Annotated in this window: 13 protein-coding genes; 5 read left to right on the top strand and 8 right to left on the bottom strand. The window is 62.3% G+C overall.

Going from position 1 to position 12,190, the window contains the following annotated elements; translation table 11 throughout:
• Positions 1–286 precede the first annotated feature (286 nt).
• The 3 genes from KZJ38_RS07165 to KZJ38_RS07175 all read right to left on the bottom strand — a co-directional run bounded on the left by KZJ38_RS07165 (position 287) and on the right by KZJ38_RS07175 (position 1,989).
• Positions 287–991 (bottom strand): hypothetical protein, encoded by a 705-nt coding sequence (locus KZJ38_RS07165; RefSeq protein ID WP_219799410.1) that lies wholly within the window; start codon positions 989–991, stop codon positions 287–289.
• A gap of 105 nt (positions 992–1,096) precedes the next feature.
• The gene (locus KZJ38_RS07170) at positions 1,097–1,681 is read right to left on the bottom strand and encodes a DUF6036 family nucleotidyltransferase (protein WP_219799411.1); all 585 of its coding nucleotides are present in this window, start codon (positions 1,679–1,681) and stop codon (positions 1,097–1,099) included.
• The gene (locus tag KZJ38_RS07175; RefSeq protein WP_219799412.1) at positions 1,654–1,989 is read right to left on the bottom strand and encodes a hypothetical protein; all 336 of its coding nucleotides are present in this window, start codon (positions 1,987–1,989) and stop codon (positions 1,654–1,656) included. The genes KZJ38_RS07170 and KZJ38_RS07175 overlap by 28 nt, the downstream gene beginning before the upstream one ends.
• 1,486 nt (positions 1,990–3,475) lie before the next feature.
• Between KZJ38_RS07175 and KZJ38_RS07180 the strand changes: the two genes are divergently transcribed.
• A complete protein-coding gene (locus tag KZJ38_RS07180; protein ID WP_219799413.1) occupies positions 3,476–5,944 on the top strand; it encodes a PAS domain S-box protein in 2,469 nt (822 codons plus the stop codon).
• A gap of 253 nt (positions 5,945–6,197) precedes the next feature.
• Here KZJ38_RS07180 and KZJ38_RS07185 read toward each other — a convergent pair whose 3' ends face one another.
• Positions 6,198–6,509 (bottom strand): hypothetical protein, encoded by a 312-nt coding sequence (locus tag KZJ38_RS07185; RefSeq protein ID WP_219799414.1) that lies wholly within the window; start codon positions 6,507–6,509, stop codon positions 6,198–6,200.
• 226 nt (positions 6,510–6,735) lie between these two features.
• Between KZJ38_RS07185 and KZJ38_RS37085 the strand changes: the two genes are divergently transcribed.
• A complete protein-coding gene (locus KZJ38_RS37085; protein WP_425518347.1) occupies positions 6,736–6,810 on the top strand; it encodes a hypothetical protein in 75 nt (24 codons plus the stop codon).
• 54 nt (positions 6,811–6,864) lie between these two features.
• Here KZJ38_RS37085 and KZJ38_RS07190 read toward each other — a convergent pair whose 3' ends face one another.
• Positions 6,865–7,110: a hypothetical protein gene (locus KZJ38_RS07190; RefSeq protein ID WP_219799415.1), complete on the bottom strand. Its 246-nt coding sequence runs from the start codon at positions 7,108–7,110 to the stop codon at positions 6,865–6,867.
• 158 nt (positions 7,111–7,268) lie between these two features.
• A complete protein-coding gene (locus tag KZJ38_RS07195; RefSeq protein WP_219799416.1) occupies positions 7,269–8,387 on the bottom strand; it encodes a sensor histidine kinase in 1,119 nt (372 codons plus the stop codon).
• A gap of 91 nt (positions 8,388–8,478) precedes the next feature.
• Between KZJ38_RS07195 and KZJ38_RS07200 the strand changes: the two genes are divergently transcribed.
• Entirely contained in the window at positions 8,479–8,958 is a 480-nt protein-coding gene (locus tag KZJ38_RS07200) for a response regulator (RefSeq protein ID WP_219799417.1), read from the top strand.
• A gap of 117 nt (positions 8,959–9,075) precedes the next feature.
• On the opposite strand, the gene KZJ38_RS07205 is transcribed toward KZJ38_RS07200, so the two are convergent.
• Both KZJ38_RS07205 and KZJ38_RS07210 read right to left on the bottom strand, forming a co-directional pair.
• Positions 9,076–9,414 (bottom strand): hypothetical protein, encoded by a 339-nt coding sequence (locus tag KZJ38_RS07205; RefSeq protein WP_219799418.1) that lies wholly within the window; start codon positions 9,412–9,414, stop codon positions 9,076–9,078.
• Between the two features lie 654 nt (positions 9,415–10,068).
• A complete protein-coding gene (locus tag KZJ38_RS07210) occupies positions 10,069–11,067 on the bottom strand; it encodes a chemotaxis protein CheB (protein ID WP_219799419.1) in 999 nt (332 codons plus the stop codon).
• Positions 11,068–11,167: 100 nt separating this feature from the next.
• On the opposite strand from KZJ38_RS07210, the gene KZJ38_RS07215 reads away from it, so the two are divergent.
• Positions 11,168–11,599, top strand: coding sequence for a low affinity iron permease family protein (locus KZJ38_RS07215; RefSeq protein WP_219799420.1), 432 nt, complete (start codon positions 11,168–11,170; stop codon positions 11,597–11,599).
• Between the two features lie 88 nt (positions 11,600–11,687).
• Complete coding sequence (locus KZJ38_RS07220; RefSeq protein WP_246641670.1) at positions 11,688–11,939, top strand: DUF6723 family protein; 252 nt, start codon at positions 11,688–11,690, stop codon at positions 11,937–11,939.
• Positions 11,940–12,190 lie beyond the last annotated feature (251 nt).

Raw genomic sequence — 12,190 nt, forward strand, 5'->3', positions numbered from 1 at the left:
GAGCCGACGACCACGACACTCGCTATGCGCTAGTTAGTGAGGCAGGAATGCGAGAGTTGCGCACCGGCCTGCAAGCCGTACACAAGACGCGGTCGTCATCTCCGTCATTCCACTTTCATCCTGATCCGGTCGGAAGACAGACCAAAGGACGGAAAGTCTCGAAAAATAATTGCCTGATAATAAACATTATCAGGCAATCAACGTAACCCAAAAGCGGGCGAGGGCGGGCCTGCGCTCACGCAAGACGGTGCCATCCAGCGCATCCGGGCGCACCGGCCGCCAATGCTCAGCCTGCGGCCCGTTTCACGCTGGCCAGCGCAATCTCCTGCTGCCGGGCGAAGTACTCGAGGCAGGCGCGGGGGAGCGTCCCAGGTGAGAACGTCTCGAACAGGAACAGCGTGGCGGCTTCCTTGGATTCATCGACAGCCCGCCCGAACCGCACGCAGGCCTCGCCCAGCCCGCGCTGGTCGACACGCGCCTGTGCGGTGTCAGCCAGGAGATCGTCTCCAAGGACCCGATGAACGAATGTCCACACCACGAGGACACCGTCATCGGAGAGCCGGGGATCCCCGAGCAGGGCGTGGAGCCGTCCTGCCCAGTAGCGTCGCGCACCACGGTAGCGCGCGAGCTCGTGCGGCACGATGAACAGGTGCTCGATCTGGTTGTCCAGACGTTCAAACAGCTGGGGGAGCCGCGCGTCGGCGTCGCTTTCGAATTCGTGTGCGTCGTCGCAGTAGACCAGCTTCGGTATGTCATCGACAAAATACCGCTTCAGGTGCAGCAGCTCGTGATAGACCGACGCGCTGTCGCGCGGCGGCCCGCCGTCAGGCACCTGGATCACTGCGCGGTGACGGCCGAAATCGCACGCCATCCTTTCCCCGTGCGGCGTCGCGTCGATGGACAGGCCGGCGCGGTCCTCGATCGCGCCAACCAGCCTGCGCAAGGGGCGCGGCAGTCCTGGAAGCAGCTGTTCGAAGACGGCGGTTGGCATGGCCTGCGACCCGGTTGGCCGGACGACACAAATTCAGTGGGATTCGCGCGGTGCCTGTCAGCTCTGGATGACTTCGCCGGCCGGTAGGCGCATCGGCTGCACGGTTTACGGCTTGAAGCGCTCGGGCGCGGCGGCAGCCTGCGGCGGTGCCGCCTCGGCCACCGTCTTTTCGTCGCGGTCGATCGCCGACAGGATCAGTGTCTTGCGCTCGTCCCCGACCGGCAGCAGATCCACCCGCTTCCTGAGCTTCACGGGATCCACCATGCCGTGGCGGATCAGTTCCCGGTTGAACGCGCGGTCCTTGGGTCGGTCGGCCACATATTTGGACAGCGCGAGATCGTGCACGTCGATGCAGTAACCGACGCCGCCACCCGTGGCAGGCGTCGCCACCTGGGTGAGCCGACCTTCCCAGCCTACGGGCAGCACCGCGGTGCGGGGATCAACGCCCTGTGCGTAGTAGCCGTAGGTCTGGTTGAAAGGCGACCCCTCGCCGATCGAGCCGTCGATCAGGTCCGACAGCCTTTCCCAGTTCACGCGCGGGTAGATGTCGAGTTCATTGGACTGCAGCAGTGACTCCGGCGCATCCGGAAATGCGCCGAGAATCGACTGGCTGCCGACGATCACGAATTCGGTTTCCTGCGTGATGGCCGACGCGGCGCGGATCACGTGTTCGAGTTGGTCGCGTTCCATTGCCTGAGAAAACTCCAGCGTTCCCGGGGGGAGAGTACGCCCGCGAACGGGGTGGACTGGCGCAACTCCCTGGCCCGCTCGCTGTCCTCGGTCGCCACAGCGAGAGCGGCCGGGATGCCCTGTTCCAACAGTCTCGACCAGGCCGCGAGCAGCGCGGCGTTACGTCCGGGCATATGCGACCAGCGCTCAATGTTCTGAGACGCGATCTCGAACAGCTTCGGCTCGGCGCGAATCTTGTCGGCGATCAGGCGATGCATCGCCAGACTGCGCCGGTCAAGCCGTTCATGCGAACTCGACACGACTTCCATCTGAAATCTCCCGGATTGCACAGTCCTCGTATTGATCGTAAGGCATCTTGCCGACCCTGTCACGACCGGTTGCTGCACCCGCACGCGCTGGCGCGGTCGGTTTCAGGCAGATCGGCAGCAGCCTTGATTTCCTGCCGCAACGATGCCCAGTTCGTTCTGGATGTTCGACCCGTCACCGACGATGCTGGCGTTGGTCGATTGTCCGTCGCGTGAAGATTGCCGCGTGCGTTGGGGCCGCTCAGGTTGTAGCGGTTGCCTTTGCATGGCGGTCCGCCGGCAGGAACAAAATTCTGCAAACCAACGGGTCCAGGCGGCCTCGAAACGGTCGTTCCCGTTTTTGCTGGACGCCAGCGCTTCGGCTTGCACACAAACCTGCCGACAACATGGAGAACTGCCCCGACGTCGGGCAGCCCGACGTTCATGAAAGGAACAGCTCAATGAAGAAAGCGAACCTGTCGGCGGCCGTCACCGCCGCGGCGATCGCCCTGTCCGCGTTGCCGGCGCATGCTGTGGTCTCGTGCGCTGTCGCCGGACAATACGACGGCAAGTACGACGGCGCAGACGATCACGGCCTTGTCCGTGTGGTCGTCGCGCCGGACGGCGCCCTGACCGGCGAGGCCCAGTCTCAGGTCAACGGGGCGACGCTTGCCGTGGGCGGTGTTCGCCGGCGATGGCACCCTGTCCACGGATGGCGCCGTGCAGTCCGGTGCGCGATTCGACGGCCGATTCTCCGGCAATCAGGCGGGAGGCATGTGGGGAAAGGCGGTGATGATCGAGGGTACACAGTACATCCCGGCCGGCACGTGGGGCGTCCAAAAAACGGCCCCGGCTGCCGGCTGCCAATAGGTGCCATTTGCGTCGCGTAGAGCGCAATAAAACTGTCACCACCCCTGCATCGCAACGGCGCGGCTGAGCACGAGCGAGTTGACACTTTTATATCCCGTTGAATCGTAGTAAAAACGTCAACTCGCGTATGTCCGTAATAAGTTTGTCAATTCGCATCGCGAAGGTCTGATCGCGCGCCATGCTGCTGATCGGGCAGGAAAAATCGCTGGCTGGCGGTCGAGCCGTCAGCAAAGCTCAAGCGCGAAATTGCGGGAAGCCGGTTACGGCTGAAAACGCCTCTGTTGCGATAAGAAGAGTTATCTTGCCAGCCTTGTTTCTGTGCAACGTCTGTGGCAGCTCGCGACTCTGAATGGCCGGTGTCGAGCGCCTCGAAAGGCCCAGTACGACCACCCTTCCCAGACGTTCCAAACAAACACATCGATGTTCCGTGCGGGTTACTCGCATGAGGGCCAGGCGGTCGACAGGCGATAGTGAGTAGTAAGCGCGCCCAGATGTGCGCGGCGCTTCGCGATCGATCCATTGGACGGGCGCTCAGGCAATTCTGTTCGTGAGACCAACGACAATCGTCAGGCACGAGTATTGCCCGCACAACGGAATTATCACCCGCATCCGTGCGGGCAGCATTCGCAAACCACAAAAAATGAACGACGACACTGCATCGGCCGCCGGATTCAGTTCCACCTGGCTTCGGCTCTGGGCCGAGTCGACCGACGAATACTCCATCTTCGCGCTTTCGCCCGACGGCACTGTGATGACCTGGAACCCCGGCGGCGAACGCATTCAGGGTCACAAGGCGGATGAAATTATAGGACAGCGATTCTCCGTGTTTTACACGGAGACAGAACGGGCCTCGGGCGGGCCCGACGCCGCCCTAAGGGCCGCCGCCAGCTCCGGGCGCCATGTCACTGAAGGGTGGCGCCTTAAAAAGGATGGCACCATGTTCTGGGCCCATGTCGTCATGACGGCACTTCGTGACAGCAATAGCCAGCTTCTCGGCTTTGGCAAGGTCATTCAGGACGTCAGCGACAAAAAGGCGGCTCATGACGCGGTGCTCGAGAGCGAGCGCAGCTTCCGCCTCCTGGTTCAGGGAGTTATCGACTACGCCATCTTCATGCTCTCGCCCGAAGGGCGCGTGACGAGCTGGAACCCGGGCGCGCGGCGGATCAAGGGATACAGTGAAAGCGAGATCGTCGGCTCGCATTTCTCCAGGTTTTACACCCCCGAGGACGTCGAGGCCGGCGTGCCGTTCCGCGCGCTCGAGACGGCGAGGCGCGAGGGCCGTTTCGAGGCGGAGGGCTGGCGGGTGCGGCAGGACGGAAGCCGCTTCTGGGCGCACGTCGTCATTGACGCGATCCGCGAGAATGGTGAGATCGTCGGATTTGCGAAGGTCACCCGGGACATTACCGAGCGCCGGGGTGCAGCCGAAATGCTGGAGCAGACGCAGCGGGCTCTTTTCCAGGCGCAGAAAATGGAGGCGTTGGGAAAGCTGACCGGGGGGGTAGCGCACGATTTCAACAACGTACTGCAGGTGCTGCGGGGAAACCTGGAACTGCTGGAAAGCAGACACGGTCGTGACACCTGGAGCGCCGAGCGCCTGGGCAATGCGATCGATGCCGTGGATCGTGGCGCGAAACTCGCCTCGCAGCTGCTCGCCTTCGGCCGTCAGCAACCCCTTATGCCGGTCGTCGTTAATCCCGCACGCCAGCTTCGCGCGCTGGACGACCTGTTGCGCCGGGCACTGGGCGAAACGATTCAAATCGAGTCCATTGTCGCGGGCGGTCTCTGGAACGTCCTCGTCGACCCGCACCAGTTGGAAAACGTAATCCTGAATCTGGCCATCAATGCACGCGACGCCATGCCGGATGGCGGGAAGCTCACGCTCGAACTGGCCAACGCCACGCTGGACGACGACTATGTGTCGTCTGTGCCTGATGTCAGTGCCGGACAGTACGTCATGCTGGCCGTGACGGACACGGGAACCGGCATGACCCCGGAAGTGATGGAGCGTGCCTTTGATCCCTTCTTCAGCACCAAACCGGAGGGCCGCGGCACCGGCCTCGGGCTGAGCATGGCGTATGGGTTTGTCAAACAGAGTGGTGGGCACATCAAGCTCTACAGCGAGGTTGGCGAGGGAACCACTGTGAGGATCTATCTGCCCCGCTCCACCGGTACGGCAGTCGAAGCCGAACCGCGCACCGCGCGCAGCCTGAAGCATGGCGAAGAAACAATCCTCGTCGTGGAAGATGATCTGCAGGTCCAGTCGACGGTTGTCGAACTCCTGACCGGTCTCGGCTACGCGGTGCTAAAAGCAAATGACGCGGAGCAGGCACTGGCTGTCGTCGCGAGCGGCGTGCATATCGATCTGCTGTTCACGGACGTCGTGATGCCGGGAGCGCTGCGCAGCCCCGACATGGCGCGGCAAGCCGTCCAGATGTTGCCGGGACTGAGAGTCCTTTTTACTTCCGGCTACACCCAGAACGCGATCGTGCATGGTGGACGGCTCGACCCGGGGGTGGAACTGCTAAGCAAACCGTACAGCCGCCAGCAGCTGTCCGTGAAGGTGCGGCGCGTGCTCGGTGACAATGAGAGCGAGAACAAGGCGATAGAATGGAGGGCAGCCGAATCCGGCGACGACGCTGATGGCCGGGTCTGGCGACCCGAAGAATTGCGCATTCTCGCGGTAGACGACGACAGCGCATCGCTCGATGCGCTATGTGAGCTTCTTCTGCTGCTGGGAATCAGTGCACAGCGTGCTCGAGACGCAGCGGCGGCCCTCCAGGCGCTGCAGGAAAGCGACTTTGACATTCTTCTCACAGACCTCGTGATGCCCGACATGTCGGGGCTGGAACTCGCGCGCCGCGCAACATCGATCCATCCACAGCTCCAGGTCATCTTTGCTTCCGGAAACGACCTGCCGGATCAGGAGCCCCTGACATCCGGGTGGTCGGCGCTGCGAAAGCCGTACACGCTTGCGCAGTTACAGGGTGCCCTGCAATCCGCCAGCAATCGTCAGGCGAAGCGGCAAGCCGGCAGCGGCGAGTCGGACAGAGGCCGCGAGGCACGCGACAAACCGGACTCCGCTAATGCAACATCGTCAGGCGAACAATAACCGCGAGTCCAGTTGCGAAACACGTGCATGCCATGCAGTACGACCGCAGCGATTCGTCCTGATCGTCGGCGCGGCACTTTTTCGCAGCCTGCTTTCAGGGTAGCTGGCCATGCGCGGCATCCAGCCTTGCAAGATCTTGCCCCTGCAATTCCGCCTCGAATGCTGCGAGGAGTCAGGAAGGCGCGAACCGGACAACCCGCAAAGTATCCACGGGTCGAACGCGGCTCCACTAACGGACGCTGCGTCTTGCTGATCAAGCGTGCTGATGCGTTTTCCGGGCGTGCGGTTCATCGCCCTGCTGCATACCATCGATGTGCGCCGGCGCGTGCGAGAGACTGCCCGTGTATGCGTTGAATAACGTCGCCGCTGTGCTGCGCCGGGCCGCGCGAAACTTGTCCAGCTTGATGGCCAGTGCGGATGCCCAGTCGGCACCGTACGGTCTGCGGTCTTCCGGCAACTTCATCAGCCACTGCATGACTTCCATCAGTTCCTGGTGACAATCTGCAATCTCCGCGTCGAGATTCAGCAACGTGACCAGGAGATCTAAATGGTGTCTTTCTTTCACGCCTCGCCTCATGTCGGATGCGCTTTGACCATCGACGCCGCATTTCCTGTTCCCGCTCGGATCAGCGACAGATGGGCTCGGCCTCACGTGCAACGTGTCCGCGTTGCGGGCAGTCCGCGATTAATCATCTATAAGCGAGCCCGTCCATCGGGCGACGGCCGCCGCAATTGCGCAAAACGCCCGGCTAACAGGTCGTGCCGTAAGCATTGGACCGTTCCAGTCGGTTATCCAAGCCCGGGCCGCGGCGACGACGCATGCCGAAAAGCTCATCGATGCGGACATCGTCAGCCCGGAGCCGTGAGCCGGCGTGTCGCCGCGATCATGTAGCTGCGCTCAGACGCTGGTCAGCCCGGACCTAGTCGGCGCACGACGGATCGGGCCGCCTCCTGGCCATTCGTGCGCCCCACGCGAGGCGCAGCGCACGCCACCGATCGGCTTCGCGCTCGAGCATGTCCGCATTGGTGCCGTCGATGAACTGCTGTACATCATCGACCGAACGCAGTCGCTGGATGAGCCGGTGCCACGTCACTTGAGCGTTCAGCGAGGCGATATGTCTATCCGCCTCGCACGCGCGCCTCGCTGCCTCTTCGTCCGGATCCATGAAGCTTTCTCCTCGCCACGGTTACATGGTCCAGGTAATGTAGCGCATTCCCGGTTTTCACTGGTTGCGCAGGTGTAAACACAGGCGCAGTCGATAGCCCGCGGACAAACGCCTTGCGGACCATTCGCATTCTTTTGAATACCGTCGGTATAGACCGGTCATTCCGGCCCGTTCAGGCCACGAGAGGCCCAGACCCGCGGTAGTCGCACCGTAAAGCTGGTGGCGGTGGCATCCGAGGCGACGGAAATGTTTCCGCCATGCGACAGGACGATCTGGCGCGCGATGAACAGGCCCAGCCCCAGCCCTGCGCCGGCGCGGCGCGGCCCGGTCTGCCTGCTGCGGCGTGTCAGCGGATCGAACAGCCGGTCCAGTTCGCTGTCCGGAATCGGTTCTCCCTCGTTGCTGACGACGATGTACACATCGTCACCGTCTGCGCGGGTGGACAATCCGATCGCCGCGCCACGTCGCCCGTGTTCGATGGCATTTTCGAGCAGGTTCGTGATCAGCTGGGCAAGACGTGCGGCGTCCCACTCGCCTGCCAGATCGCCGTCAGAGGTCCAGCGGATTTCCTCGTCCATGTGAAGCGCAGACAGCTCCGCGAGCGCCTGCTGGCAGATGTTGCCGAGATTGACCGGTTCCGGATTCACCGGAAGTGCTCCGCCGATGCGGGTACGGGTGAAATCGAGCAGATCATCGAGCATCCGCTGGATGCGCGAGCAGCTGCGCTGCACCATCGCAATGGAGCGCAATGAGGAGGCTGGTTGCTCTTCGAGCCGCATCAGGTATTCGGCCGACATCGAGATGGCGCCGAGTGGCGTTCTCAGGTCATGCGCCAGTATCCCGATGAACTGGTCTCGCGTGCGGACCATGCCCGACCAGTAGCGTGCGACTGCCTCTGTCAGTGCCTCGTCGACCGCGTGGTTGAAGCGCACGAGTTCACGCAGCGCCGCCGGGTCCATCTGCGCATCAGCGGGCAGCCAGCGTTGTACGACACTGGCACGCAGCACCCGGTAATCCTCCGTCAGATCGTTCAGCGAATAGCCGTTCGCCGACGACGTCACCGGTTCCACCTGGAAACCGGACTCGCTAGCCGCTGCCACGTCGTGTCCAGCCTGTGGACGACGCATGCGCTCGACGATGTAGAGCAGGGTGCGGCGCGTGGTTTGCTGAATTTGTGACTGGGCATTGCCGCCGACGGCTCCAGTCGCGCGCGCAGCCGAGAGCCGGTCCTCGATCAGGGCCTCGAGATTTTCGCTAATGAACTCGCAGAGATCCACAGACCCTCCAGAGGGGGCGACTGACTGGCAGACGCGGAACTGTAGGGCGGCAATTGCACGAGAAACACGCCTACAGTCAGGGAGAGAACAGATGTCAACAGCGATGTGCCTGCGTCTTTCGCAGCGGCGCGCAACAATTTCAGATGGAGCAGCCAGGATAATGGTTATTGACGATGATACGCGCAGCGGCCCGGCGCTCGAGGCGCTGCTCAGCGCAAACGGCTGGGACGCGCGTCATGTCAACGGCGCCCAACAGGCGCTCGCACAGCTTCGATCCTGGACGCCGCATCTGTTCATCGTTGATGTGACCATGCCGGAAAAAGATGGTTTCGCGGTCGCGCAGCTTCTACGCTCCATGCACGCGTCCAGGAACGCACCGCTGATCGCCTACACATCGCTTTCGACCGACGACCTGCGCGAAAGAGCGTCGCTTGAGGACTTCGATGGCTATTGCCAGAAAGGGTCGCCGCCCGATGGGTTACTTGAACTGATCGCGGGGTTTTTCCTGGAGTCGGGAGAAGCCGGGAACGGCGTCGCTGGAAACCAGGCTGCTCCGGCAGGCGAGAAATGAATGCCGCAAAACGTAGCGCCGTGCCTTGTCGTGCACCGGCCACCCGTGTATTGACGGCTGCCCCTGTCGGCACGCGGCGTTCGCGTTGCAGCGCGACGCCTGATGCGTTTGGCCCTCTCAGCCGCGTCCCGGGGTCCGTCGGGTAATTGACGGGCCGGGCTCGATGCCTTTCATACGGAAGCCGTCTGATCCGGTCAGTTGCGCCCAGTGTCCCTCGTCCGTTTCGAATCTGACGGCTTCGAGATTTCCGCGACGCTCGTACGCCACATAGGTGACGACGAACATTGCGCGCATGACGGCAGCTTCACGCTCGAAGTCTTCGCCAGTTAACCCGTCAGCATCCAGATCGTTGGCGATCGCCTCTTCGGTAAGAGGCTCGGTCACTTCCTCGATGAAAATTTTTTCACCGGCGCGGTTTTCCCAAACTGAATAAAGCGGCGGGCGATCAGTAGCCATGTCTCAATCCCTTTTACCGAATTCAGTGTCCCCGTGCATGCCACGGCGTGCGGCGGTGGCGCTGCGACTTCCCATGCTCTGTGGCGGCGAAAGAAAATTATAGAGCGGGTGCCGAAGGCGGGAGTGCGCGATGAAAGCATTATTACATTAGTAAAGGAGGCCACCTCATGCTGAGTGCATCGCAGACGTCGCAGAGCATGACAGCGGTCTCGGCCTGGGCCCGAAAACGGTCATTTGCTCGCAACAAGTCAATGACCGCTCATGGCCGCCTGCTGCCCGATGCGGTCTGCATGCGCCGCAATGAGGCTCACGTTCAGGAGCGTAGTGACGATTTTATTTCGCTTGCGTCAGGCCCATGCTGAGTCTGGAATGTGACGCTACCGACGGGACACGAGTCTCGAGTTGACAGTAATGGGATGGTCCCTCCGCCCTCGCCGAGTGCGTTACGCTTGCGGCGTCAATTCCGGATTGGAGACTGTCATGCAAGACGTCATGACCGTCACGCTGTAGCGCCCGGGCAAACCGCTCCTGCCACTCGATTCTCTCGTCAGCGAGCCGGAGATGTCGTTCTGCCATCGACTGCGATCCGATTTCCTTCTCGAGGTCCACGGCATCTCCGTGCTGCGAAGCAGCCTTCGGCGACATCGATCGGCTTCACGCGGAACTCGACGCGAGCCCCTTTAGTACCTGTGCGATTCTGACGCCCTCGTCGATGCGCGCCTGCTCTATGGCAGCCTGCTGCTGCCCGTCGCCTGTTTGTGTGGCCCAGTCCCTCCGTTCGCGCGCCAGTATCACGCGTTCGTTCACGGCGCGTACTGCCGCCCAGATGGCGTTCTCGGCAGCTCTGTCCCCGCCATCCTCGAGCGACAAGGCACTGAACGCATGTCCGGTGTGACACCGGAAGCGCAATGGGGCACCGGATCGCATGCGCCACATCGCGCCGCCGCACTCCGGGCAGGTGAGCGGCGAGCGCTGCCCGATCCTGTCGAGGTCTTCCGGCTGCACAAGCCCCTGTTGCGACAGGCGCGCTTCAAGGTCGAAATCATCTGCAACCATGGTTTCGCTCTCCACCAATTTTTCACGCGATGCCCCGTTCACGGCCGCAACGATATCCTGCACCAGGCTTTGCGAGTTCGTGATGTGGTTGGCGCCGGCGGAGCCGAGCGCCGCCCGGGGCATCGACGGCGCTTCGCTGTCGGCCGGATCCTGGATGATGCAATAGCCGCCGTGCGCCCGTACGACCGCCAGGCCTGCAGCGCCGTCATCCAGATCACCGCTCAGCACGGCGGCCACGACGCGCGCTCCGTAGGCGAGCGCCGCGGACCGGAAGAGCGGGTCGATAGCAGGGCGTGCAAAGTTTTCGGGTGCGCCCTCATCGAGCCGCACCCGCTGATCAACAAGCCGCATGTGATGTCCCGGCGGCGCGACATAAATCCTTCCGCTGGAAACGGGCTCGCCATCGACCGGATGGCATGCAGGGAGTTTGCCCCATTTTGACAGCAGCTCCGGCAGCACGCTGTCGTGCCTGCCAACGTGCAGAACGATGAAGGCCGCGGCCGGCAAACCGGCCGGCAACGCTTCGGCAAGATTGCGCAGCACACTGAACGCGCCACGCGAGCCGCCGATCACAACAATGTCGCGCTTATCGTTCACACATCCTCCGTTGGGAAGCAGGGCCAGCGACGAGCCCCGGCACGCAGGTGAAGGCACAAACCTTGCTGGGGCTGACTATACGCCTGAAAAGGAAGCAACGATGAAGCGCCGTACGCCCTGGTTCGCCCGTTTTTCAAACAGGCTCTCGCAAGTCGCGGGCCGTGCGTCGACCTTTGCGATCGCGGCCTTCCTGGTGGTGGTATGGGGGGTTTCCGGGCCGCTCTTTCACTTCAGCGACACCTGGCAACTCGTAATCAACACGTCCACGACGATCGTTACGTTCCTGATGGTGTTCCTGATCCAGAATACGCAGAACCGGGACACCGCGGCGATGCAGATCAAGCTCGACGAACTCATACGGGCGATCGACGGGACACATCGCGCGCTGCTCGATCTCGAGGAACTCGACGAAAAGCACCTGGAAAAATTCCGTGCGGAGTACGAGCGACTGGCGCGGGAAGCCCGGGATGCGGCTTCCCCGGATTTCGATGACGTGCACCTTCCGGCCACGGAGAACGAGGGGGCGCACTGAGGCTGACTGATGCTGGAAAGTCGGGCCTTCCCGTGACGGGGCGCCGTGAAGGACGAGGGAGAAGCAGACCGTGGTCCGAAGGAAGACCTTGACCCGTCCCAACGGAAAACTGAAACCGGATACGCCCGAGGACTATTCCGTATATGTGACCACCACGCGCGCATCCATTGGCGGATATGTCGCAAGACTCCTCGTTGTTCGCAAGACCGACTGCAAGAAGATCTTTCCGTTCGATGGGGCACCGGAAATCGGACCGCTTCCCACTGTGGAGGAAGCGCGGCAGAGCGCGTTCGCGCTTGGCGGCACAATAGTCGAAGCAGACCTGAAGAATCCGGAGTAGCGTAATGATGTATCACGCGACCAGGGTCGGCCGCAGTTCCCGTTGATTTACAGCTGGACGGCCGGGTGCGACAAGCACGTATCCGGTGAATTTTGTGATTTTGCTTCTGAGAAGCTGCCTGCGCCTGTCGCAACGGCTGGCGCAGCCCGCGGGTGAGACCGGAAGGATAATGATCGTCGACGACGATACGCGCAACGGGCTGGCAGTCGAAGCATTGTTAACCGCCAACGGATGGCACGCGCGCCACGTGA

The sequence above is a fragment of the Paraburkholderia edwinii genome, from assembly GCF_019428685.1.
In the GTDB taxonomy this organism is placed as follows: Bacteria; Pseudomonadota; Gammaproteobacteria; order Burkholderiales; family Burkholderiaceae; genus Paraburkholderia; species Paraburkholderia edwinii.